Source organism: Streptomyces rhizosphaerihabitans, assembly GCF_025399795.1.
Classification (GTDB): Bacteria; Actinomycetota; Actinomycetes; order Streptomycetales; family Streptomycetaceae; genus Streptomyces; species Streptomyces rhizosphaerihabitans.
In genome coordinates this window covers 168,089-190,860 of the sequence record NZ_JAODTZ010000006.1, presented here as the reverse complement: position 1 = coordinate 190,860, position 22,772 = coordinate 168,089, and the positions used below count along the sequence as shown (strand labels likewise).

Sequence of the window (22,772 nt, the reverse complement as noted above, 5' to 3'; positions counted from 1 at the left end):
CGCCCACCCCTGCTCAGGCGGAAGCCGGTGGATAGAGCGACCGCGGCAGCTGGGATGCCGCCGCCGCGTCCAGGAGCCACAGGGTGCGTGAGCGGCCGTACGCCCCGGCGGCCGGGGCCTGGATCTCACCCGCGCCGGACAGGGCGATGGCGGCAGCCTGCGCCTTGTCCTCGCCGGCCGCGAGCAGCCACACCTCGCGGGCGGAGCGGATCGCGGGCAGGGTCAGCGAGATCCGGGTCGGCGGCGGCTTGGGCGCTCCGTGCACACCGACCACCGTCCGCTCCGTCTCCCGCACCGCGGGCAGCTCCGGGAAGAGCGAGGCCACATGGGTGTCCGGGCCGACGCCCAGCATCAGGACGTCGAAGGACGGGACCGGGCCGTGGTTCTCCGGCCCGGCGGCCTTCGCGAGCTCCGCCGCGTACGCCTCCGCCGCCGCCTCCACGTCCGCGCCGAACGGACCGTCGGACACGGGCATCGAGTGCACCCGCGCCGGGTCCAGCGGTACCGCGTCGAGCAGGGCCGCGCGGGCCTGCGTGTCATTGCGGTCGGGGTCGCCCTCGGGGAGGTACCGCTCGTCGCCCCACCACAGGTCGAGGTGCGCCCAGTCGACCGCGTCCCGAGCGGGCGCGGACGCGAGTGCCGCGAGGAGCCCGTTGCCGTTGCGCCCGCCGGTGAGCACGATCGAGGCGTAGCCGCGCGAGGCCTGCGCGTCCACGATCTTCGTGATCAGCCGCGCCGCCGCGGCCTGGGCCATCAGTTCCTTGTCGCGGTGGACGACGAGCTGCGGGGTGTTCACTCGGCGGCCGCCCGGTCCGCCGCGGCCTTCTTGGCGAGCGCCTTCTCGGCCACCCCGGCGGGGGAGTCCTTGGCGGCCGGGGCCGCCTTCGTGGCGGTCGCGGTACCGCCCGAGGACCCGGCCTCGGCCGTGTCCGTCGCCGTGTTCAGCCGGTTCACCCCGTAGCGCAGCGCCGAGGCGTAGGTGTCGTCCGGGTCGAGGCGGCGCAGCTCCTCCGCCATCAGCTCGGCCGTGTCGCGGCGCTTGAGCGCCACCGCACGGTCGGGCTGCCCCTGGATGGACAGCGTCGCGAGCGTGCCGTCGGCGCGGTCCAGGACGATCGGGCCACAGCTCGTCTCCAGCCGCACCGCGGTGAGACCGGGGCCCGAGGACAGCGAGCGCTTGACGGGGACCTCCAGCCGGTCCGCGAGCCACATCGCGAGCAGCTCGCAGCTCGGGTTGAACTCCTCGCCCTCCACCTCGACCGCGTCCACGTCGCAGGTGACCTGGTCCAGGGCCGCGGCCAGCATCGAACGCCAGGGCGTGATGCGGGTCCACGACAGGTCCGTGTCGCCCGGGGTGTAGGCCTCGGCGCGGGCGTTGAGCTCCCGTACCGGAGCCTCGGCGGCGTAGGTGTCGGTCACCCGGCGCTGGGCGAGCGAGCCGAGCGGGTCCTTCGCCGGGTCGAGCGGCGCGTTCACCGGCCACCAGACGACGACGGGCGCGTCCGGCAGCAGCAGCGGCAGGACCACCGACTGGGCGTGGTTGATCACCTCGCCGTACAGGCGCAGCACCACCGTCTCGCCGGTGCCCGCCTCCGCCCCGAGCCGCACCTCGGCGTCGAGGCGCGACTTCGTGCGGTCGCGGGGCGAGCGGGAGACGCGCTTGATGACCACGAGGGTGCGCGAGGGGTGCTCGCGCGAGGCCTCGTTGGCGGCCTTCAGGGCGTCGTAGGCGTTCTCCTCGTCGGTGACGATGACGAGGGTGAGCACCATGCCGACGGCGGGGGTGCCGATGGCGCGGCGGCCCTGGACGAGCGCCTTGTTGACCTTGCTGGCCGTGGTGTCCGTGAGATCGGTCTTCATGGGCGACGCCAGCTCCGTCCGTCTCGCTCGAGCATTTCGTCCGCCTCGACGGGACCCCAGGTGCCCGAGGGGTACTGCGCGGGCTTGCCGTGCTTGTCCCAGTACTGCTCGATCGGGTCGAGGATCTTCCAGGACAGCTCGACCTCCTCGGTGCGCGGGAAGAGGTTCGAGTCACCGAGCAGCACGTCGAGGATCAGACGCTCGTACGCCTCCGGGCTCGACTCCGTGAAGGACTCGCCGTACGCGAAGTCCATCGAGACGTCCCGGATCTCCATGGAGGTGCCGGGAACCTTGGAGCCGAAGCGGACCGTGACGCCCTCGTCGGGCTGGACGCGGAAGACGATCGCGTTCTGGCCCAGCTCCTCCGTCGCCGTGTGGTCGAAGGGGGAGTGCGGGGCGCGCTGGAAGACGACCGCGATCTCGGTGACACGGCGGCCCAGACGCTTGCCGGTGCGCAGGTAGAACGGGACCCCGGCCCAGCGGCGGTTGTCCACCTCCACCTTGATCGCGGCGAAGGTGTCGGTCTTCGACTTGGGGTCGATGCCGTCTTCCTGGAGGTAGCCGACGACCTTCTCTCCGCCCTGCCACCCCGTCGCGTACTGGCCGCGGACCGTGCTCCTGCCCAGGTCCTTCGGCAGCCTGGTCGCGCCGAGCACCTTGGTCTTCTCCGCGGCGAGCGCGTCCGCGTCGAAGGAGGAGGGCTCCTCCATCGCGGTCAGCGCCATCAGCTGGAGCAGGTGGTTCTGGATGACGTCACGGGCGGCGCCGATGCCGTCGTAGTAGCCGGCCCGGCCGCCGATACCGATGTCCTCGGCCATGGTGATCTGCACGTGGTCGACGAAGGACCGGTTCCAGATCGGCTCGAACATCGTGTTGGCGAAGCGCAGCGCCAGGATGTTCTGGACCGTCTCCTTGCCCAGGTAGTGGTCGATGCGGAAGACCTGGTCCGGGGCGAAGACCTCGTGCACGATCGAGTTGAGCTCCTCGGCCGACTTGAGGTCGTGACCGAAGGGCTTCTCGATGACCGCGCGCCGCCAGGAGCCGTTCGACTGGTCCGCCAGCCGGTGCTTCTTCAGCTGCTGGATGACCACCGGGAAGGCGGACGGCGGCACGGACAGGTAGAAGGCGAAGTTGCCGCCCGTGCCCTGTGCCTTGTCCAGCTCGTCGATGGTGGAGCGCAGCCGCTCGAAGGAGTCGTCGTCGTCGAAGGTGCCCTGGACGAAACGCATGCCCTGGACGAGCTGCTGCCAGACCTCCTCGCGGAAGGGCGTTCGGGCATGCTCCTTGACCGCGTCGTGGACCTCCTGGGCGAAGTCCTCGTGGGCCCACTCGCGACGGGCGAACCCGACGAGGGAGAAGCCCGGCGGCAGCAGTCCCCGGTTGGCGAGGTCATACACCGCGGGCATCAGCTTTTTACGTGACAAATCGCCCGTGACGCCGAAGATGACCAGGCCCGACGGCCCCGCGATACGCGGGAGCCGTCGGTCTGCGGGGTCACGCAGCGGGTTGCTGCTCGACAAGATTTCAGCCCTCCGAAGGGGCGAGGCGCTGGAGCTCCGCCTCGGTCGACTTGAGCAGGTCGTTCCAGGCGGACTCGAACTTCTCGACGCCCTCGTCCTCAAGGAGCTGGACCACGTCGTCGTACGCGATCCCGAGCTTCTCGACGGCGTCGAGTTCGGCGCGGGACTGCTCGTACGTACCGGCGATGGTGTTGCCGGTGATCCGACCGTGGTCCTCGGTGGCCTGCAGCGTGGCCTCCGGCATGGTGTTCACGGTGTTCGGCGCGACCAGCTCGTCGACGTACAGGGTGTCCTTGTACGCCGGGTCCTTGACGCCGGTCGAGGCCCACAGCGGACGCTGCTTGTTGGCCTGCGCCCGGTCGAGGACGGCCCAGCGGTCGGTGGAGAAGACTTCCTCGTACGCCTCGTAGGCGAGCCGGGCGTTGGCGACGCCCGCCTTGCCGCGGGCGGCCTTGGCCTCCGGCGTGCCCAGGGCGTCGAGCCGCTTGTCGATCTCGGTGTCCACGCGGGACACGAAGAAGGACGCCACGGAGTGGATCTTCGAGAGGTCCAGGCCGCGCTCCTTGGCCTTCTCCAGGCCGGCGAGGAAGGCCTCCATGACCTCGCGGTAGCGCTCCAGCGAGAAGATCAGCGTGACGTTGACGCTGATACCGAGCCCGATGACCTCGGTGATCGCCGGCAGACCCGCCTTGGTGGCCGGGATCTTGATGAGGGTGTTGGGGCGGTCCACCAGCCAGGCCAGCTGCTTGGCCTCGGCGATGGTCGCCGTGGTGTTGTGCGCCAGACGCGGGTCGACCTCGATCGAGACCCGGCCGTCCTGGCCGCCGGTGGCGTCGAAGACGGGGCGCAGGATGTCGGCGGCGTCGCGGACGTCCGCCGTGGTGATCATGCGGATGGCTTCCTCGACGGTGACCTTGCGGGCGGCGAGTTCGGAAACCTGCTGCTCGTAACCGTCTCCGCTGCTGATCGCCTTCTGGAAGATCGACGGGTTGGTGGTGACGCCCACGACGTGCTGCTGGTCGATCACTTCGGCAAGGTTGCCGGACGTGATCCGCTTGCGCGACAGGTCGTCCAGCCAGATCGCGACGCCTTCCTCGGAGAGGCGCTTGAGTGCGTCTGTCATGGAAATTGCATCTCCTACGTGTCGTTTGTCGGCGTCAGCGCTGGGCTGCGGCGATCGATTCCCGGGCGACTTCGGCGACGTTCTCGGCAGTGAAACCGAATTCGCGGAAGAGCACCTTGCCGTCGGCCGAAGCACCGAAGTGCTCCAGCGAAACAATGCGTCCGGCGTCCCCGACGAATCGGTGCCAGGTGAGACCGATTCCGGCCTCGACCGAGACACGGGCCTTCACCGAAGGCGGCAGGACGCTGTCCCGGTACCCCTGGTCCTGCTCGTCGAACCACTCCACGCACGGCATGGACACGACCCGCGTGGGGATGCCCGCGGCCTGGAGCTGCTCGCGCGCCTCGACGGCCACGTGCACCTCGGAGCCGGTGCCGATCAGGATGACCTCGGGCGAACCGCCCTCGGCCTCGAACAGCACGTAGCCACCCTTGGCGGCGTTCTCGTCGGCCTCGTACGTCGGCACGCCCTGACGGGTCAGCGCGAGACCGTGCGGGGCGCCCTTGCCGTACACCTTGGTGTAGCGCTTGAGGATCTCGCGCCAGGCGATCGCCGTCTCGTTGGCGTCCGCGGGACGGACGACGTTGAGGCCGGGGATGGCGCGCAGCGAGGCGAGGTGCTCGACCGGCTGGTGGGTGGGGCCGTCCTCGCCGAGGCCGATCGAGTCGTGCGTCCAGACGTACGTCACCGGCAGGTGCATCAGGGCCGACAGGCGGACCGAGTTGCGCATGTAGTCGGAGAACACCAGGAAGGTGCCGCCGTAGATGCGGGTGTTGCCGTGCAGCGCGATGCCGTTCATCTCCGCGGCCATGGAGTGCTCGCGGATGCCGAAGTGGATCGTGCGGCCGTACGGGTCGGCCTCCGGCAGCGGGTTGTCGGCCGGGAGGAACGAGCTGTTCTTGTCGATCGTGGTGTTGTTCGAGCCGGCCAGGTCGGCGGAGCCGCCCCACAGCTCGGGGATGACCGCGCCGAGGGCCTGCAGCACCTTGCCGGACGCGGCGCGGGTGGCGACACCCGTACCCGCCTCGAAGACCGGGAGCTTCTCCTCCCAGCCGGCCGGCAGCTCGGTCGCGGCGATGCGGTCGTACTCCGCGGCGCGCTCCGGGCTGGCGGTACGCCAGGCGGCGTAGCCCTTCTCCCACTCGGCCTTGGCCTGGGCACCCCGGTCGAGGGCCTGGCGGGTGTGGGCCAGCACCTCGGCGGCGACGTCGAAGGACTTCTCCGGGTCGAAGCCGAGAATGCGCTTGGTGGCCGCGACCTCGTCGTCGCCGAGCGCCGAGCCGTGCGCGGCCTCGGTGTTCTGCGCGTTCGGGGCGGGCCAGGCGATGATCGAGCGCATCGCGATGAACGACGGCTTGTCCGTCACCTTCTTCGCGGCCTCGATGGCGTTGTAGATGGCGTGCGGGTCGAGGTCGCCGTCCGGCTTCGGGGCGACACGCTGCACATGCCAGCCGTACGCCTCGTAGCGCTTGACCGTGTCCTCGGAGACCGCGGTCTCGGTGTCGCCCTCGATCGAGATGTGGTTGTCGTCCCACAGCAGGACGAGGTTGCCGAGCCGCTGGTGTCCTGCCATGGAGGAGGCCTCCGCGGAGATGCCCTCCTGGAGACAGCCGTCACCGGCGATCGCGTAGATGAAGTGGTCGAACGGGGACTCGCCCTGCGGCGCGTCCGGGTCGAACAGACCGCGCTCGTAGCGGGCGGCCATCGCCATGCCCACCGCGTTGGCGACACCCTGGCCGAGCGGACCGGTCGTGGTCTCCACGCCCGGCGTGTGACCGTACTCGGGGTGCCCGGGGGTCCTGCTGCCCCAGGTCCGGAAGGACTCGAGGTCCGCCAGCTCCAGGCCGAACCCGGCCAGGTAGAGCTGGGTGTAGAGGGTCAGGGAAGAATGGCCGGCGGACAGCACGAAGCGGTCGCGTCCAACCCAGTCGGTGTCCGCCGGGTCGTGCCGCATCACCTTCTGGAAGAGGGTGTAGGCGGCGGGCGCCAGGCTCATGGCCGTACCGGGATGGCCGTTGCCGACCTTCTGTACGGCATCGGCGGCCAGGACGCGGGCGGTGTCGACGGCCCGCTGGTCCAGCTCGGTCCACTCGAGGTCTGTGGTGGTCGGCTTGGTGCTCACCCTGGGTCAGGGCTCCTCTCCACATGTCACACATGTCGATATGCCGGTGCACTGGGCGCCCCGGCCGTTGTCGAGCCTACCCCCGTGAGTACGTGCGTTTTTTCGAGTCATTCCAGACTGCCGGGACTCATCGGGATCCGCCTCCCGACTGGGGCGTTCCTTGTTAGGCAAGTGAATACGGAGCCGCTCGTCCGAGTGCTCAATCGAGTGTCGATCAGCTCTTCCAGCGGCACCGCTCAACACGAGCGCACCCCCGCGAATGCCGGGGTCTGGGCAACGTCTACAGTGGCGTGGTACGCGCGAGCCTTTACGGGGAATTCACTCCCGGGGCTTGCTGGGATGTCTCTGTCAGGGGTGTGCGTGACGGCCGTCGAATCCCGTCCAGCGGGTGGGGGCACCTCCCACGCCTTTAAGGCTGTGGGGGAGCTCGGGACGAGCAGCAGCCGGGGTCAGCGGCCATTCGGGGCCCGTCTGAAGGCGTTCGTGGCGCTGACCAAGCCGCGGATCATCGAACTGCTGCTGATCACCACCGTTCCGGTGATGTTCCTGGCCCAGCAGGGCGTGCCCGACCTGAAGCTGGTCCTGCTCACCTGCCTCGGCGGCTATCTGTCCGCGGGTGGCGCCAACGCGCTGAACATGTACATCGACCGCGACATCGACGCCCTCATGGAGCGCACCTCGCAGCGCCCGCTCGTCACCGGCATGGTCAGCCCCCGCGAGTGCCTCGCGTTCGGCATCGCCCTGGCCGTCGTGTCGACCCTGCTGTTCGGTCTGGCCGTCAACTGGCTGTCCGCCTGGCTGTCGCTCGGAGCGCTCCTCTTCTACGTCGTCGTCTACACGATGATCCTCAAACGCCGTACCTCGCAGAACATCGTGTGGGGCGGCATCGCCGGTTGCCTGCCCGTGCTCATCGGCTGGTCGTCCGTCACGAACTCCCTGTCGTGGGCGCCGGTCGTCCTCTTCCTCGTCATGTTCTTCTGGACGCCGCCGCACTACTGGCCGCTGTCCATGAAGGTGCGGGACGACTACGCGCGTGTGGGCGTGCCGATGCTGCCCGTCGTCGCGAGCAACAAGGTCGTCGCCCGCCAGATCGTCATCTACAGCTGGGTGATGGTCGCGGTCTCGCTGCTGCTCACCCCGCTCGGGTACACGGGCTGGTTCTACACCGTGGTCGCGCTCGGCGCGGGCGGGTTCTGGCTGTGGGAGGCGCACGGCCTGCAGAACCGGGCCAAGTCCGAGGTGACCGGCGGCAAGCTCAAGGAGATGCGGCTCTTCCACTGGTCGATCACCTACGTGTCGATCCTCTTCGTGGCCGTCGCGGTGGACCCCTTCCTCCGCTAGACCGTCTGCTTTCTGCTCCCTGTCCCCGGCCCGAGTGGAGCCGAGGGCTTCGAAGCCGACAGCCTCCGGGTGCGTGGCCAAGGCCACGCACCCCTCCCGTCGCCGTTCGATCTACCCGTCGGTAGCATCCTGGCCATGGCAGACACCCAGCAGATCGACGAGACCCCCGGCACCGTCCAGGACCCCAAGGCCGAGCGTGCCGCCGCCAAGCTCGCGCAGCGGATCGCCGCCTTCTCCAAGCAGCACGGCGGGGCCGAGGCGCAGGTCGCGTACATCGGACAGCGCGGCGCCCGCATCGTGCTCGTCGGCGAGGACGGCGGCTGGGGCGACCTCGTGGCGACGAGCTACGAGATCGCCGAGGACGCCGTGAAGAAGGCCGGGATCACCGTGCACGAGGCCTTCGACGGAGAGTTCGCGGCCAAGGTGAAGACCGGGCCGTACGAGTGGAAGCGCATGGCCGGCATCCAGCTCGGTGGCCCCTCCAACGACTGACGGGTCACCCGTCGCACGGACGGCCGACAATCATCGGCGGTTCGCACGGGGTGTGTGCGACCAACACCTGACACCCGGCTCAGCCGTTAGGACCTGAAAAGCAACGGTCCATTCGCGGGGAGTCCGGATGATCGAAACGCCGTCCCTGGTGGACCAGTACTGCCACGGCGTACTGCGGACGGAGCTGGGCCTCGGCACGTTCGAGGCCCAGCTCACCAGAACCGAGGGGCCACCGGCCGCCGGTACCACGTTCTTCGACACCCAGACCGGGTTCGCCGTACGGCGCTGGTGTCCACCCCTGCTCGGGCTCGAACCGCACTGCACGCCCGCCCACTATCTGGCCCGGCGCCGCGAACTCGGCGTACTGGAATCGGGCCGCAGACTGCTGCGCGGCAGCGGCATCACCACGTATCTCGTCGACACCGGGCTGCCCGGCGACCTGACCGGGCCGGGCGAGATGGCCTCCACGGGAGCCGCCAGGGCGCACGAGATCGTCCGTCTCGAGCTGCTCGCCGAACAGGTCGCCGACACCTCGGGAACCGTCGAGTCCTTTCTCGCCAATCTCGCCGAGTCCGTCCACGGAGCCGCCGTGAACGCGGTGGCCTTCACCTCCGTGGCGGGCGTGCGGCACGGTCTGGCACTGGCGCCCGAACCGCCGGGACCGGGGGAGGTACGGGGCGCGGCGGGCCGCTGGCTCGCGGGCCGCCGGGTGGGCGGCACGCTCACCGATCCCGTCCTGCTCCGCCATCTGCTGTGGATCGCGGTCGCGTCGGGCCTGCCTCTGCAGCTGCACGCCGGACTCGGAGAGCCCGGACAGCGCATCGACCGCACCGATCCCGTGCTGCTCACCGACTTCGCCCGTGCCACGGCAGGTCTCGGCACCGACCTGGTCCTGCTGCACGGCTACCCGTACCACCGGCACGCGGCCCACCTCACCGGGGTTTTCCCGCATGTGTACGCCGACCTGGGCGCCGCCCTCGTCCGCACCGGCGCGCGGGCCGCGGCCGTCCTCGCCGAGATCCTGGAACTCGCCCCCTTCGGCAAACTCCTCTTCTCCAGCGGAGCACACGGTCTGCCCGAACTCCATGTGATCGGAGCACACCTCTTCCGCGAGGCACTCGCACGGGTGCTCGGCAACTGGGTCGCCGAGGGGGCATGGTCGCCGGCCGACGCCCAGCGGGTGGCGGCCCTGATCGCGGCGGGTAACGCCCGGCGGGTGTACGCGGTGGAGTGAGCCCGGCGGGTGTGATCGCCGGAAGCGGTCGCGTGCTCTTCCCCGGGGCGCAGGGCGGCATCAGACTGTCCGGATGACCGACGAAGCCACCGTCCGGCTGCTCGACCGCTTTCTCGCCGATCTGCGCGCCTTCGATCCGGTCGCCCTGTGGGCGCACGGCTCGCTGGCCGGTGGCGACTACCAGGAGAGGCGCAGCGACCTCGACCTGGTCGCCGTGCTGGACGACCCCGTCCGGTTCGGCACCGTACGCGAACTGATCCGGCTGCACCGGCGGCTGTGTGCCGACGAGCCGCTGGCCGGGAAGCTGCACTGCAGCTACCTCACGCCCGGGACGGCAGCCGGCGCCGAGCGGTCGTACATCACCTGGGCCCACAACGGCCCGATGTACCGGCCCGTCACCCCGGTCACCCGTCGTGAGCTGCACGCGTTCGGACGCGTCCTGCACGGCGTACCCCCGGCGGACCTGCTGCCACCCGTTCCGGAGGGGGAGCTGCGCGCCTTCGTCGTCCGGGACCAGAAGGAGTACTGGCGCCCCACGGTGGACAGGGCCAGGCTGTGGACCCGGGACGTGTGGGTCGACCTGGGCACGGTCACCTTCGCCCGGGCGACGGTGACACTGCGGGACGGGCGGCTGATCTCCAAGGGGGAGGCCCTCGGCCTGCTCCCCGGGCTCGGGGCTCCGGCGGAGGTCGTCGACGACATCGGGCGCAGGCGCTACGGGGACGCGGCGCCACCCACCCGCGCGTGGGCGCGGCGCCGGGCCGAACTGACGAGGGACTTCCTCGGCCCCGCGATCGACGGCCTGGTGACCAGGTACGAGGGTTCCACGAGCGGGTGGAGGAAGGTCCGCGGGGGAGCCACGCGCGCGTGAGGAAGGTCCGCGAGGGGTTCACGCGCGCGTGAAGGCGTCCGGTGTACGGAGCGGTGGGCGAGGGCGCCCCGCGAAGGGGCCGCGCACGAGCGGTGTCCCGCGAAGGCACCGCGAGGGCGACCCGCGAAGGGACTACGCGCGCGTGAGTGCCGATTGCGTCGCGGGACCCGGCAGATCCGCCACGATCTCCGGACGTTCGCGCAGGGCCAGCAGGACGCGCAGCACCCCGATCCACACCAGGCAGGAGCCGAGCATGTGCAGGGCGACCAGGGCCTCGGGCAGGCTGGTGAAGTACTGGACGTAGCCGATGACGCCCTGGGACAGGAGGATCAGGAACAGGTCGCGGGTACGCCGCAGGGGACCCTGGGGAGCGTCGACCGCCTTGAGGACGAACCACAGGGCGAAGGTCAGCGTGACGACGATCCAGGCCAGCACGGCGTGCAGCTTGGCGACGTTCTCCCAGCTGACGTGGATGCGGTCGACCTTGCTGGAGTCACCCGCGTGCGGGCCTGCACCGGTGACGACCGTGCCGACCGCGATCAGCAGGACGGCGGCGGCCACCAGGAACCACACGAGCTGCTGCACCGACTTGCCGACGAGCGGCCGCGCGGCCGCGTCGCCCTCGCGGGTGCGCTGCCACATGAACGCGGCGACGGTGATGAGCGCGGTGGAGAGCAGGAAGTGGGCGGCGACCGTGTAGGGGTTGAGGCCGACCAGGACGACGATGCCACCGAGGATCGCGTTGCTCATGACGATCCAGAACTGGGCCCAGCCGAGCCGGGTGAGGCTGCGCCGCCACGGCTTCTGCGAGCGGGCGGCGATGATGGCCCACCCGACGGCGGCGCACAGCACGTACGTCAGCATGCGGTTGCCGAACTCGATGGCGCCGTGCAGGCCCATCGCGCTCGTCGCCGTGAGCGAGTCGTCGGTGCACTTGGGCCAGGTCGGGCAGCCGAGGCCGGAGCCGGTCAGCCGCACGGCACCGCCGGTGACCACGATGACGACCGCCATCACGAGCGCGGCGAGGGCCGCGCGCTGCACCGTCCGGGATGTCGGGGTCCAGCGTTCGGCGATGAAAGCGAGCGGGTTGCGCACCGCGCTGAGGGCGTCGGCTCGGGTCAGGTTCTGCACGCGCACCATCGTAGGGGGCCGCTTGTGCACGCTTTCACGAGGGTCCCCGCCCCAGAGAGGAATCACGTCCCGTGACGGCAGCGTGGCTGTGTCTGGTCATCTGGGGCGCGGAGCGCCGGCAGACCTGCCCGCAAGCGGGGCGAACGGGTGTGCCCATGTTCGCTGGTTGTGGTGGCTGTGTCGTGATGCGGGTACGGGTGTGCGCATGTCGTACGTACGGTCTCGTGGTGAAAGCCGGTTCCGGGTGAATGGAGGTCGGGACGCGTGGGGAGGGAGATGCGGTGTCGGGAGGGAAGGGGGTCGGGGAGTGCGGGTATATCCGATATACGTACCGACTCCGGGTGTCGTCGACGGCTCGTACGGCGCTACTGGCGGAGTGGGACCGGTGCCGGTGGATCTGGAACGAGTGCGTCGCGCGTTCACAGGAAGGCCCACCGCGAGGGGGAGAAGTGCGGCCCCGCCGTCTTGGACAGGATGCTGACCGGGGCCCGTGCCGTGACGCCGTGGCTGGCGGCGGGCTCGTCGGTGCCGCAGCAGCAGCTTGTCCGGGACTTCGGCAGGTCTCGCGCCAAGGCGCTGAAGGACATCAGGGACCGACTGCCGGTCAGGCGCCGGGCCGGGATGCCCGGGCACAAGAAGAAGCACGGGTGTGATCCGACGCTGAACTACACCCGGCGCGGCTTTCGGCTCAAGGACGGACGCCTGCATCTGGCCGGGAACATTGTCCTGACCGTGGTGTGGTCACGGGACCTGCCCGCCGAGCCGTCCAGCGTGCGCGTGTACCGCGACGGCCTCGGCCACTGGCACGCCTCGTTCGTCGTCCCCGCCGAAGTCCGGCCGCTGCCCGCCACCGGTCGTGTGATCGGGATCGACTGGGGTGTGAAGCAGACCGCCACCACCACCTCGGACGCCCACGACCTCCCCCACGCCGAACACGGCACGAAGGCCAAGGCGAAGCTGACCCGGTACGACCGGATGACGGCCCGCCGCAGACCTGAGAAGGGGCAGGCGGCGTCGAGGGGCTACCGCGAGGCGACGAAGCTGCGTGCGAAGACCTACCGGAAGATCGCGCGGCAGCGGCAGGACACCGGACGCAAATGGGCGAAGAAGGTCGTGCGCGATCACGACGCCATCGCGGTGGAGGACGTCCGGCCGAGGTTCCTCAGCCGGACCACCATGGCCCGCAAGGCCGCCGACGCCGCCATCGGCACCACCAAACAGGCCCTATTGGAGATGGGTCGCAAGCACGGGCGGGACGTCCGCCTCGTGCACCCCGCGCACACCACCATGGACTGCGCACAGTGCGGAGCGAGAACCAAGCACGCTCCCCCACTGCCTTAAGGACGTGGGGGGACCCCCAGCCGCTGTCCGAACGTACCTATAGCTGCACCGCGTGTGGAGCCGTGTCTCCCAGGGACAAGAACTCCGCACGCGTGATGCTCGTCCGGGCTGGTCTCGACCCGGCTGGTGTTGAGGGCGCAAGACCTCCTGGAGCGCTGCTCCAGGAGGCGGCCTGAGCCAGGAATCCCCTCCCGTCAGGGAAGGGGAGGTTTCAATCCCAGCGGAAGAACCTCCCGGCCGCGCCGAGCCCCACGACCGCCCAGACCGCCAGGATCCCGAGGTCGGCCCAGGGCGTCCCGGCGCCGTGCTGGAGCACGTCCCGCAGGCCGTCGGAGAGCGCCGAGACCGGCAGCAGACCGAGCACGTCCTGGGCGCCGGCGGGGAACTTGTCCATCGGCACGATCACCCCGCCGCCGACCAGGAACAGCAGGAAGACGAGGTTGGCGGCGGCCAGCGTCGCCTCGGCCTTGAGCGTGCCCGCCATGAGCAGGCCCAGCCCGGAGAAGGCCGCCGTGCCGAGGGCCAGCAGGAGCAGGACGGCGAGCGGGTTGCCGTGCGGCGACCAGCCCAGCGCGAAGGCGATCACGGTGAGGAGGATCACCTGAAGGATCTCCGTGACCAGGACCGATGCCGTCTTCGCGGTCATCAGGCCCCAGCGGGGGAGCGGGGAGGCGGCCAGTCGCTTCAGGACGCCGTACCGGCGCTCGAAGCCCGTGGCGATGGCCTGGCCGGTGAACGCCGTCGACATCACGGCGAGCGCCAGAATGCCCGGCGCCAGGAAGTCGACCGCCTCGCCCGCGCCGGTGTCGATGATGTCGACCGAGCTGAACAGGACGAGCAGCAGCGTCGGGATCACGACGGTCAGGAGGAGCTGCTCGCCGTTGCGGAGCAGCATCCTCGTCTCCAGCGCGGCCTGCGCACGGATCATGCGGGGCAGCGGGGCGGCGCCCGGCTTCGGGGCGTACGTACCGGCGGTGGTCACGGAAGCGGCTCCTTGCCGGTCTGTTCCAAGCTGTGCCTGGCTCATGAGCGCAGTTCCTTGCCGGTCAGTTCCAAGAAGACGTCTTCCAGGGTGTGGCGTTCGACGGAGATCTTCTCCGGCATCACACCGTGCTGGGCGCACCAGGACGTCACGGTCGCCAGCAGCTGCGGGTCGACCTTGCCGCCGACCCGGTAGGCGCCCGGCGTCAGCTCGGCCGCCGTGCTGTCCGCGGGCAGGGCCTTCAGCAGGGAGCCCACGTCGAGCCCGGGGCGGCCGGTGAAGCGCAGGGTGTTCTCGGCGCCGCCGCGGCACAGCTCCTCGGGGGAGCCCTGGGCGACGACCCGGCCCGCGTCGATGATCGCGACGTCGTCGGCGAGCTGTTCGGCCTCGTCCATGTAGTGCGTGGTGAGGATCACCGAGACACCGTCGGAACGCAGGTCGCGGACCAGGTCCCAGGTCGCGCGGCGGGCCTGCGGGTCGAGGCCGGCGGTCGGCTCGTCCAGGAAGACCAGCTCGGGGCGGCCGACGACCGCCATGGCGAGCGCGAGGCGCTGCTGCTGGCCGCCGGACAGCCGCCGGTACGTCGTCCGGCCGCAGCCCTCCAGGCCGAGCCGCTCGATGAGCGTGTCCACGTCCAGGGGATGGGCGTGCAGTTTCGCGACATGGCGGAGCATCTCGTCCGCGCGGGCGCCCGAGTAGACGCCTCCGGACTGGAGCATCACGCCGATACGGGAGTGCAGCTCACCGGACTGTCTCGCCGGGTCGAGGCCCAGGACGCGCACGGTGCCGGAGTCCGGCCTGCGGTATCCCTCGCAGGTCTCGACCGTGGTCGTCTTGCCCGCGCCGTTGGGTCCGAGTACGGCGGTGACGCCCGCCGTGGCCACCAGGTCGAGGCCGTCCACCGCGGTCTTCGTGCCGTACCGCTTCACCAGGGCCTGGACCTGGACCACGGGCTCGCTTCGCATGAGGCGCAAGTCTAGGGACGTCCGCGCGTCCCGGAACCGCCGGGGGCCGGGGTCGCGTCGACGTACTGGTCCCGTGGCCGGTGCAGCGGCAGCCACCGCTCCGCGTACGCCACCGCGTCGGCCACCGGGAAGAGCCGCACCCCGGCCGCGCCCACGGTGCCCCGTACGACGGGACGGTCCCGCTCGAAGTCGGCGCCCAGCTCCTCGAACAGCTCGGAGCTGATCGACACCTCCCGCACCTTCACCCAGCCCGTCGGGGACGGTCGTCCGACCTCCACGACCGGCGAGGGGACGCGGTATTCGGCCAGGTGGAAGCTGGTGCAGGTGTCGTAGCCCGCGCCGAGCAGCAGGACGCGGGCGCCGCGGGCCTCCAGGCGGGCCAGCGGGCTGCGCTCGCCGAGCCGGCAGTCGACCGCGTGCCCGTCGACGACCGCCGCCGCACCCGGGCCCACCGCGGCGAACGAGGTCTCCGGGTGCGCGCTGCGCAGGGCGCCGGGCCAGTTGCGGACGGTCTCGGGTATTACGCCGACCCCGCGGGAGGGTGTCACACGGGGGTCGTAGGCGGGCATGGTGGCCCGAATGGCCGGCCACCACTCCTCGGGGACCGGCGGGCGGCTCCACAGCGCCGGGTCGGAGAGGTCGCCGGACTGCGTCGGGACCACCAGGGTGCCGTCCGGACCGAGGGCGTCGAGCAGTCCTTGCACGACGGCCACGGGGCCGCCGTTGACCCATCCGAGGGCGCTGAGCGAGGAGTGCACAAGAAGCGTTTCTCCTGGTCGTACGCCCAGGGCGCGAACGTCCCCGGCAAGGGTGTCCCGGGTGACGAGTGGGCCGGTCGGAGGGGGTGTGGGCATGGTCCGGAAGTCTCCCCGAGAGACGGTCCGTACGCCACCGAGTTGATCGATCAAAGATCGTTCGCCCAGGTCACGTTAGGTATACCTAAGTGATGCAGTGCACCGCCCGCCCCGGAGGGTGCGGCTTGTCAGGCCCTGAGGAATTACGCAACAATGGTGTTGTGAAATACGTTGGCGAGGCTCGGGAGACCCCCACGGGGGCCCCGCAGGAGGAACTCGCGACCGGTGAGCGCTCGACGCGCAACCGGGTCGTGCGGTCCGTCCTGGACCACGGCCCGTCGACCGTCGCCGACCTGGCGGGCCGCCTGGGGCTGACCCAGGCCGCCGTGCGCCGCCATCTCGACGCGCTCGTCGCCGACGACGTCGTGGAGGCACGTGAGCAGCGGATCTACGGAGCGCGTACGCGCGGCCGACCCGCCAAGGTGTTCGCCCTGACCGACTGCGGCCGGGACGCCTTCGACCAGTCCTACGACAAGCTCGCCGAGGACGCCCTGCGCTGGATCGCCGAACGCGAGGGCGGGGACGAGGCGATCCTCTCCTTCGCCCGCGCCCGGATCGCCGCGCAGGCCGGGGCGTACCGCGAGGCCATCGAGGCCGCGACCCCCGAGGAGCGCACGGAAGCGCTGGCCAAGGCGCTGAGTGCCGACGGGTACGCTGCCACGGCGCGCAGCGCACCGGTCGGCGAGCAGCTCTGCCAGCACCACTGCCCGGTCGCGCATGTCGCCGAGCGGTTCCCGCAGCTGTGCGAGGCGGAGACGGAGTTCTTCTCCCAGCTGCTCGGCACGCATGTCCAGCGGCTGGCCACCATCGCCCACGGCGACGGGGTGTGCACGACGTTCATCCCCAAGATTTCGCAAACCACCCATAACGCATCTGCAAGCACGGCCGGGAGGAACCCCGCATGACGCTCCCCACGGAGACTGCCCACCCCGAACTCGATGGCCTGGGCAAGTACGAATACGGCTGGGCCGACTCCGACACGGCCGGTGCCTCTGCCAAGCGCGGCATCAACGAGGACGTCGTCCGCGACATCTCCGGGAAGAAGAGCGAGCCGGAGTGGATGACCAAGCTCCGTCTCAAGGGCCTGCGCCTCTTCGAGAAGAAGCCCATGCCCAACTGGGGTTCCGACCTGTCGGGCATCGACTTCGACAACATCAAGTACTTCGTGCGCTCCACGGAGAAGCAGGCGGAGTCCTGGGAGGACCTGCCCGAGGACATCAAGAACACGTACGACAAGCTCGGCATCCCCGAGGCGGAGAAGCAGCGCCTCGTCGCCGGTGTCGCGGCCCAGTACGAGTCCGAGGTCGTCTACCACCAGATCAATGAAGAGCTCGAGGCGCAGGGTGTCATCTTCATGGACACCGACACGGCGCTCAAGGAGCACCCGGAGCTCTTCAAGGAGTACTTCGGCACCGTCATCCCGGTGGGTGACAACAAGTTCGCTTCGCTGAACTCCGCGGTGTGGTCCGGCGGCTCGTTCATCTACGTGCCGAAGGGTGTGCACGTCGAGATTCCGCTCCAGGCCTACTTCCGTATCAACACGGAGAACATGGGCCAGTTCGAGCGGACCCTGATCATCGTCGACGAGGGTGCCTACGTGCACTACGTCGAGGGTTGTACGGCGCCGATCTACTCCTCGGACTCCCTGCACTCCGCGGTGGTCGAGATCATCGTGAAGAAGGGCGGCCGCTGCCGCTACACGACGATCCAGAACTGGTCGAACAACGTCTACAACCTGGTCACCAAGCGCGCCGTGGCGTACGAGGGCGCGACCATGGAGTGGATCGACGGCAACATCGGTTCCAAGGTCACCATGAAGTACCCGGCCGTCTACCTGATGGGCGAGCACGCCAAGGGCGAGACCCTGTCCATCGCCTTCGCGGGCGAGGGGCAGCACCAGGACGCCGGCTCCAAGATGGTCCACATGGCGCCGAACACCTCCTCGAACATCGTGTCGAAGTCGGTGGCACGCGGTGGCGGCCGTACGTCCTACCGCGGTCTCGTCGAGATCGGCGAGGGCGCCCACGGCTCCAAGTCGAACGTGCTGTGCGACGCGCTGCTCGTCGACACCATCTCCCGCTCGGACACGTACCCGTACGTGGACGTCCGCGAGGACGACGTGTCCATGGGCCACGAGGCGACCGTCTCCAAGGTCTCCGACGACCAGCTCTTCTACCTGATGAGCCGCGGTCTGACCGAGTTCGAGGCGATGGCGATGATCGTGCGCGGCTTCGTCGAGCCGATCGCCAAGGAGCTGCCCATGGAGTACGCCCTTGAGCTCAACCGGCTGATCGAGCTGCAGATGGAAGGCGCGGTCGGCTGACAACCGTCCTCCGCACCAGCAGCTAGCGAATTCTGACGTAGGAAGAGAGCAGACCGACAGCCATGGCTGAGGCTCAAAATATCCCCGTGGGCTCCACCACCGCGGGCCAGATCGCGGTGGCCGCCGAGTCGACCGTCGCCACGCGCATGAGCGCGCCCCCGTCCTTCGACGTGGCGGACTTCCCGGTCCCCCACGGCCGCGAGGAGGAATGGCGCTTCACCCCGCTGGAGCGCCTGCGCGGGCTGCACGACGGCACCGCCGTCGCCACCGGCGAAGGCGTACGGATCGACGTCGAGGCCCCCGAGGGCGTCACCGTCGAGACGGTCACCCGCGACGACGTGCGGATCGGAAAGGCCGGCACCCCGGTGGACCGCGTCGCCGCCCAGGCGTACTCGGCCTTCGAGAAGGCCGGTGTCGTCACCGTCCCCAAGGAGACGGTGCTCACCGAGCCCATCCGGATCGCCGTGCACGGCCAGGGCGGGGTCGCCTACGGCCACCAGGTCGTCGAACTGGGAGCCTTCGCCGAGGCCGTCGTCGTCATCGACCACACCGGTGACGCGGTCCTCGCCGCCAACGTCGACTACGTCCTCGGCGACGGCGCCAAGCTGACCGTCGTCTCCGTCCAGGACTGGGACGACAAGGCGGTCCACGTCGGCCAGCACAACGCGCTGATCGGCCGCGACGCCACCTTCAAGTCGTTCGTGGTCACCTTCGGCGGCGACCTCGTACGCCTCCACCCGCGCGTCACCTACGCGGGCACCGGTGGCGAGGCCGAGCTCTTCGGCCTGTACTTCACGGACGCGGGCCAGCACCAGGAGCACCGCCTCCTGGTCGACCACAACACCCCGCACTGCAAGTCGAACGTCGCCTACAAGGGCGCGCTCCAGGGCGAGGGGGCGCACGCGGTCTGGATCGGCGACGTCCTCATCGAGGCCAAGGCCGAGGGCACGGACACCTACGAGATGAACCGCAACCTGGTTCTGACCGACGGTGCCCGCGTCGACTCCGTGCCGAACCTGGAGATCGAGACCGGCGAGATCGTCGGCGCCGGCCACGCCTCCGCGACCGGCCGCTTCGACGACGAGCAGCTCTTCTACCTGATGGCCCGCGGCATCCCGGCCGGCGAGGCCCGCCGTCTGGTGGTCCGCGGCTTCTTCGCCGAGCTGGTCCAGCAGATCGGCGTCGACGACATCGAAGAGCGCCTTCTCGTGAAGATCGACGAGGAGCTGGAGGCGTCGCTCTGATGCCCGGCACCTTCGTGCGCGTCTGTGGGCTGAGCGAGCTGGAGGAGAACACCCCGAAAAGGGTGGAACTCGACGGCACGCCGGTCTCGGTCGTGAAGACCGAGGGGGAGGTGTTCGCGATCAACGACATCTGCTCGCACGCGAACGTCTCGCTCTCCGAGGGCGAGGTGGAGGACTGTCAGATCGAATGCTGGCTGCACGGTTCCGCGTTCGACCTCCGCACCGGCAAGCCGTCCGGCCTTCCCGCGACGCGCCCCGTCCCCGTATACCCCGTACAGATCGAAGGGGACGACGTGCTCGTCTCCCTCAACCAGGAGTCCTGAGGAACCCATGGCAACGCTTGAAATCCACGACCTGCACGTCACCGTCGAGGCCGACAACGCCACGAAGGAGATCCTCAAGGGCGTCGACCTGACCGTGAAGCAGGGCGAGACACACGCCATCATGGGCCCCAACGGCTCGGGCAAGTCGACCCTCGCCTACTCGCTCGCGGGCCACCCGAAGTACACGATCACCAGCGGCACCGTCACCCTCGACGGCGAGAACGTCCTGGAGATGTCCGTCGACGAGCGCGCCCGCGCGGGCCTGTTCCTGGCGATGCAGTACCCGGTCGAGATCCCCGGCGTCTCGGTCTCCAACTTCCTGCGCACCTCCGCCACCGCCGTCCGCGGCGAGGCCCCCAAGCTGCGTACGTGGGTGAAGGAGGTCAAGGAGACCATGGCGCGCCTCTCCATGGACCCGGCCTTCGCCGAGCGCAACGTCAACGAGGGCTTCTCCGGCGGTGAGAAGAAGCGCCACGAGATCCTTCAGCTGGAGCTGCTCAAGCCGAAGATCGCGATCCTCGACGAGACCGACTCCGGCCTGGACGTCGACGCCCTGCGCGTCGTCTCCGAGGGCGTCAACCGCGTCCGCGAGACCGGTGAGGTGGGCACCCTGCTCATCACCCACTACACGCGCATCCTGCGCTACATCAAGCCCGACTTCGTGCACGTCTTCTCCGGCGGCCGCATCGTCGAGTCCGGCGGCGCCGAGCTCGCGGACAAGCTGGAGAACGAGGGGTACGAGTCGTACGCACTCGACGCGAAGGGTGGCGTATCCGCGTGACACAGCTGCCGGGCCTCCTCGACACCGAGGCGATCCGCAAGGACTTCCCCATCCTGGACCGCCAGGTCCACGACGGTAAGAAGCTGGTGTACCTGGACAACGCGGCGACCTCGCAGAAGCCGCGCCAGGTACTGGACGCCCTCAGTGGCTACTACGAGCGCTACAACGCCAACGTCCACCGCGGTGTGCATGTGCTCGCCGAGGAGGCCACGGCGCTGTACGAGGGCGCGCGCGACAAGGTCGCCGCGTTCATCAACGCGCCGAGCCGCGACGAGGTGATCTTCACCAAGAACGCCTCCGAGTCGCTCAACCTCGTGGCCAACATGCTGGGCTGGGCCGACGAGCCCTACCGCGTCGACCACGAGACCGAGATCGTCATCACGGAGATGGAGCACCACTCCAACATCGTTCCGTGGCAGCTGCTGTCGCAGCGCACCGGCGCGAAGCTGAAGTGGTTCGGCCTCACCGACGACGGCCGTCTCGACCTGTCGAACATCGACGAGATCATCACCGAGAAGACGAAGATCGTCTCCTTCGTGCTGGTGTCGAACATCCTGGGCACCGTGAACCCGGTCGAGGCGATAGTGCGCCGCGCCCAGGAGGTCGGCGCCCTGGTGCTGATCGACGCGTCGCAGGCCGCGCCGCACATGCCGCTCGACGTCCAGGCCCTCCAGGCCGACTTCGTGGCCTTCACCGGCCACAAGATGTGCGGCCCGACCGGCATCGGCATCCTCTGGGGCCGCCAGGAACTCCTGGAGGACCTTCCGCCGTTCCTCGGCGGCGGCGAGATGATCGAGACCGTGTCGATGCACTCGTCGACGTACGCCCCGGCCCCGCACAAGTTCGAGGCGGGCACCCCGCCGATCGCGCAGGCGGTCGGTCTGGGCGCGGCGATCGACTATCTCTCCGCGATCGGCATGGACAAGATCCTCGCCCACGAGCACGCGCTCACCGAGTACGCGGTGAAGCGGCTCGCGGAGGTCCCCGACCTCCGGATCATCGGCCCCACCACGGCCGAGGACCGCGGCGCCGCGATCTCGTTCACGCTGGGCGACATCCACCCGCACGACGTGGGCCAGGTTCTCGACGAGCAGGGCATCGCGGTCCGGGTCGGTCACCACTGCGCCCGTCCGGTCTGCCTGCGGTACGGAATTCCTGCGACCACGCGGGCGTCGTTCTATCTGTACTCCACGCCGTCCGAGATCGACGCTCTGATCGACGGCCTGGAGCACGTACGGAACTTCTTCGGCTGAGGGGCTGGCTGGGAACGTGAAGCTGGATTCGATGTACCAGGAAGTCATCCTGGACCACTACAAGCACCCGCACGGGCGCGGTCTCCGGGACGGCGACGCCGAGGTGCACCACGTCAATCCCACGTGCGGTGACGAGATCACCCTGCGCGTGAAGTACGACGGAGAGCGGATCGAGGACATCTCGTACGAGGGCCAGGGCTGCTCGATCAGCCAGGCCTCGGCCTCCGTACTGAATGACCTCCTGGTCGGCAAGGACGTGTCCGACGCGCAGAAGATCCAGGAGACCTTCCTGGAGCTGATGCAGTCCAAGGGCCGGATCGAGCCCGACGACGCGATGGAGGAGGTGCTGGAGGACGCGGTCGCGTTCGCCGGTGTCTCCAAGTACCCGGCCCGGGTCAAGTGCGCCCTCCTCAGCTGGATGGCGTGGAAGGACGCGACGGCCCAGGCTCTGGGCGAGAGCGCCGAGAGGAAGACGGCATGAGCGAGAACACTGTGACATCGGACGAGACCGCTGTGACGTCGGAGGATTCCGTCGTGGCGGCGAGCGAGACCGCTGTGGCGTCCGGCGAGACCGCTGTGGCGTCGGGCGGGAGCCTGACGACGAAGCCGGCCTCCGAGGAAGAGGTCCGCGAGGCGCTCTACGACGTCGTCGACCCCGAGCTGGGCATCGACGTCGTCAACCTCGGCCTCATCTACGGCGTTCACATCGACGACGCGAACATCGCGACGATCGACATGACCCTGACGTCCGCGGCCTGTCCGCTCACCGATGTCATCGAGGACCAGGCCAAGTCCGCCACGGACGGCCTTGTCAACGAGCTGCGCATCAACTGGGTCTGGATGCCGCCGTGGGGCCCGGACAAGATCACGGACGACGGTCGCGAGCAGCTTCGCGCGCTCGGCTTCAACGTCTGAGTCTTCGGCCCGCCGGTACGCGGGTACGCGGGTACGCCGAGACTGCGGTACGTCGGGACTCGGTGCCTCGGTACTGAAGTGCCCCGGCGCTTCGGGG

Annotated in this window: 21 protein-coding genes and 1 pseudogene; 13 read left to right on the top strand and 9 right to left on the bottom strand. The window is 69.6% G+C overall.

The features are described from left to right. Positions 1-13 precede the first annotated feature (13 nt). From pgl to tkt, 5 genes are read right to left on the bottom strand one after another with little or no spacing between them, the layout of a single operon-like run. The gene (gene pgl / locus N4G66_RS08525; protein WP_261703373.1) at positions 14-796 is read right to left on the bottom strand and encodes a 6-phosphogluconolactonase; all 783 of its coding nucleotides are present in this window, start codon (positions 794-796) and stop codon (positions 14-16) included. Then, positions 793-1,860 (bottom strand): glucose-6-phosphate dehydrogenase assembly protein OpcA, encoded by a 1,068-nt coding sequence (gene opcA, locus N4G66_RS08520; RefSeq protein WP_261703372.1) that lies wholly within the window; start codon positions 1,858-1,860, stop codon positions 793-795. Before opcA ends, pgl begins: the two co-directional genes overlap by 4 nt. After that, positions 1,857-3,383 carry a glucose-6-phosphate dehydrogenase gene (zwf, locus tag N4G66_RS08515; RefSeq protein ID WP_315903622.1) on the bottom strand — a complete coding sequence of 509 codons (1,527 nt, stop codon included), beginning with the start codon at positions 3,381-3,383 and terminating at the stop codon, positions 1,857-1,859. Before zwf ends, opcA begins: the two co-directional genes overlap by 4 nt. Position 3,384: 1 nt before the next feature. Beyond that, the gene (gene tal, locus N4G66_RS08510) at positions 3,385-4,503 is read right to left on the bottom strand and encodes a transaldolase (protein ID WP_261703370.1); all 1,119 of its coding nucleotides are present in this window, start codon (positions 4,501-4,503) and stop codon (positions 3,385-3,387) included. 34 nt (positions 4,504-4,537) lie between these two features. Beyond that, on the bottom strand, positions 4,538-6,625 hold the full coding sequence (gene tkt, locus N4G66_RS08505; RefSeq protein WP_261703369.1) for a transketolase: 2,088 nt from the start codon (positions 6,623-6,625) through the stop codon (positions 4,538-4,540). Positions 6,626-6,979: 354 nt separating this feature from the next. Here tkt and N4G66_RS08500 point away from each other — a divergent pair, with 354 nt between their 5' ends. From N4G66_RS08500 to N4G66_RS08485, 4 genes are all read left to right on the top strand, one after another. Continuing rightward, a complete protein-coding gene (locus N4G66_RS08500; RefSeq protein WP_391858779.1) occupies positions 6,980-7,966 on the top strand; it encodes a heme o synthase in 987 nt (328 codons plus the stop codon). Between the two features lie 135 nt (positions 7,967-8,101). Beyond that, a complete protein-coding gene (locus N4G66_RS08495; protein WP_261703367.1) occupies positions 8,102-8,458 on the top strand; it encodes a hypothetical protein in 357 nt (118 codons plus the stop codon). A 127-nt stretch (positions 8,459-8,585) separates the two neighbouring features. Then, positions 8,586-9,692, top strand: coding sequence for an amidohydrolase (locus N4G66_RS08490; protein ID WP_261703366.1), 1,107 nt, complete (start codon positions 8,586-8,588; stop codon positions 9,690-9,692). 73 nt (positions 9,693-9,765) lie between these two features. After that, positions 9,766-10,563, top strand: a complete 798-nt coding sequence (locus N4G66_RS08485) for a nucleotidyltransferase domain-containing protein (protein WP_261703365.1) — start codon at positions 9,766-9,768, stop codon at positions 10,561-10,563. A gap of 132 nt (positions 10,564-10,695) precedes the next feature. Here the strand turns inward: N4G66_RS08485 and N4G66_RS08480 are convergent, their stop codons facing one another. Continuing rightward, positions 10,696-11,703 carry a COX15/CtaA family protein gene (locus N4G66_RS08480; protein ID WP_261703364.1) on the bottom strand — a complete coding sequence of 336 codons (1,008 nt, stop codon included), beginning with the start codon at positions 11,701-11,703 and terminating at the stop codon, positions 10,696-10,698. A 239-nt stretch (positions 11,704-11,942) separates the two neighbouring features. Between N4G66_RS08480 and N4G66_RS08475 the strand changes: the two are divergent. Further along, a pseudogene (locus tag N4G66_RS08475) lies at positions 11,943-13,211 on the top strand (RNA-guided endonuclease InsQ/TnpB family protein). A gap of 35 nt (positions 13,212-13,246) precedes the next feature. Here the strand turns inward: N4G66_RS08475 and N4G66_RS08470 are convergent. From N4G66_RS08470 to N4G66_RS08460, 3 genes are read right to left on the bottom strand one after another with little or no spacing between them, the layout of a single operon-like run. Continuing rightward, positions 13,247-14,062, bottom strand: coding sequence for an ABC transporter permease (locus N4G66_RS08470; RefSeq protein ID WP_391858776.1), 816 nt, complete (start codon positions 14,060-14,062; stop codon positions 13,247-13,249). After that, positions 14,059-14,982 carry an ABC transporter ATP-binding protein gene (locus N4G66_RS08465; protein WP_261703363.1) on the bottom strand — a complete coding sequence of 308 codons (924 nt, stop codon included), beginning with the start codon at positions 14,980-14,982 and terminating at the stop codon, positions 14,059-14,061. The genes N4G66_RS08470 and N4G66_RS08465 overlap by 4 nt, the downstream gene beginning before the upstream one ends. Before the next feature lie 11 nt (positions 14,983-14,993). Continuing rightward, positions 14,994-15,836 (bottom strand): aminoglycoside N(3)-acetyltransferase, encoded by an 843-nt coding sequence (locus N4G66_RS08460; RefSeq protein ID WP_261703362.1) that lies wholly within the window; start codon positions 15,834-15,836, stop codon positions 14,994-14,996. 161 nt (positions 15,837-15,997) lie between these two features. On the opposite strand from N4G66_RS08460, the gene N4G66_RS08455 reads away from it, so the two are divergent. The 8 genes from N4G66_RS08455 to N4G66_RS08420 all read left to right on the top strand — a co-directional run bounded on the left by N4G66_RS08455 (position 15,998) and on the right by N4G66_RS08420 (position 22,675). After that, complete coding sequence (locus N4G66_RS08455; protein WP_261703361.1) at positions 15,998-16,741, top strand: helix-turn-helix transcriptional regulator; 744 nt, start codon at positions 15,998-16,000, stop codon at positions 16,739-16,741. Further along, positions 16,738-18,159, top strand: a complete 1,422-nt coding sequence (sufB, locus tag N4G66_RS08450; protein WP_261703360.1) for a Fe-S cluster assembly protein SufB — start codon at positions 16,738-16,740, stop codon at positions 18,157-18,159. The genes N4G66_RS08455 and sufB overlap by 4 nt, the downstream gene beginning before the upstream one ends. Before the next feature lie 62 nt (positions 18,160-18,221). Continuing rightward, positions 18,222-19,403 (top strand): Fe-S cluster assembly protein SufD, encoded by a 1,182-nt coding sequence (sufD, locus tag N4G66_RS08445; RefSeq protein WP_261703359.1) that lies wholly within the window; start codon positions 18,222-18,224, stop codon positions 19,401-19,403. Beyond that, positions 19,403-19,726, top strand: coding sequence for a bifunctional 3-phenylpropionate/cinnamic acid dioxygenase ferredoxin subunit (locus N4G66_RS08440; protein WP_261703358.1), 324 nt, complete (start codon positions 19,403-19,405; stop codon positions 19,724-19,726). Before sufD ends, N4G66_RS08440 begins: the two co-directional genes overlap by 1 nt. Positions 19,727-19,733: 7 nt before the next feature. Continuing rightward, positions 19,734-20,507 (top strand): Fe-S cluster assembly ATPase SufC, encoded by a 774-nt coding sequence (gene sufC, locus N4G66_RS08435; protein ID WP_261703357.1) that lies wholly within the window; start codon positions 19,734-19,736, stop codon positions 20,505-20,507. Next, complete coding sequence (locus tag N4G66_RS08430) at positions 20,504-21,760, top strand: cysteine desulfurase (RefSeq protein ID WP_261703356.1); 1,257 nt, start codon at positions 20,504-20,506, stop codon at positions 21,758-21,760. Before sufC ends, N4G66_RS08430 begins: the two co-directional genes overlap by 4 nt. Positions 21,761-21,776: 16 nt before the next feature. Next, a complete protein-coding gene (gene sufU, locus N4G66_RS08425; protein WP_151470345.1) occupies positions 21,777-22,241 on the top strand; it encodes a Fe-S cluster assembly sulfur transfer protein SufU in 465 nt (154 codons plus the stop codon). An 11-nt stretch (positions 22,242-22,252) separates the two neighbouring features. Then, positions 22,253-22,675: a metal-sulfur cluster assembly factor gene (locus N4G66_RS08420; protein ID WP_391858778.1), complete on the top strand. Its 423-nt coding sequence runs from the start codon at positions 22,253-22,255 to the stop codon at positions 22,673-22,675. Positions 22,676-22,772: the final 97 nt, after the last annotated feature.

Bases quoted from the DNA above. Each gene is read 5' to 3' on its own strand.
- N4G66_RS08490 (WP_261703366.1), top strand. From the start codon at position 8,586: ATGATCGAAACGCCGTCCCTGGTGGACCAGTACTGCCACGGCGTACTG.
- opcA (WP_261703372.1), bottom strand. From the start codon at position 1,860: ATGAAGACCGATCTCACGGACACCACGGCCAGCAAGGTCAACAAGGCG.
- N4G66_RS08470 (WP_391858776.1), bottom strand. From the start codon at position 14,062: ATGAGCCAGGCACAGCTTGGAACAGACCGGCAAGGAGCCGCTTCCGTG.
- N4G66_RS08480 (WP_261703364.1), bottom strand. From the start codon at position 11,703: ATGGTGCGCGTGCAGAACCTGACCCGAGCCGACGCCCTCAGCGCGGTG.
- N4G66_RS08485 (WP_261703365.1), top strand. From the start codon at position 9,766: ATGACCGACGAAGCCACCGTCCGGCTGCTCGACCGCTTTCTCGCCGAT.
- sufB (WP_261703360.1), top strand. From the start codon at position 16,738: ATGACGCTCCCCACGGAGACTGCCCACCCCGAACTCGATGGCCTGGGC.
- N4G66_RS08460 (WP_261703362.1), bottom strand. From the start codon at position 15,836: ATGCCCACACCCCCTCCGACCGGCCCACTCGTCACCCGGGACACCCTT.
- N4G66_RS08495 (WP_261703367.1), top strand. From the start codon at position 8,102: ATGGCAGACACCCAGCAGATCGACGAGACCCCCGGCACCGTCCAGGAC.
- tal (WP_261703370.1), bottom strand. From the start codon at position 4,503: ATGACAGACGCACTCAAGCGCCTCTCCGAGGAAGGCGTCGCGATCTGG.
- sufC (WP_261703357.1), top strand. From the start codon at position 19,734: ATGGCAACGCTTGAAATCCACGACCTGCACGTCACCGTCGAGGCCGAC.
- N4G66_RS08465 (WP_261703363.1), bottom strand. From the start codon at position 14,982: ATGCGAAGCGAGCCCGTGGTCCAGGTCCAGGCCCTGGTGAAGCGGTAC.
- sufD (WP_261703359.1), top strand. From the start codon at position 18,222: ATGGCTGAGGCTCAAAATATCCCCGTGGGCTCCACCACCGCGGGCCAG.
- N4G66_RS08440 (WP_261703358.1), top strand. From the start codon at position 19,403: ATGCCCGGCACCTTCGTGCGCGTCTGTGGGCTGAGCGAGCTGGAGGAG.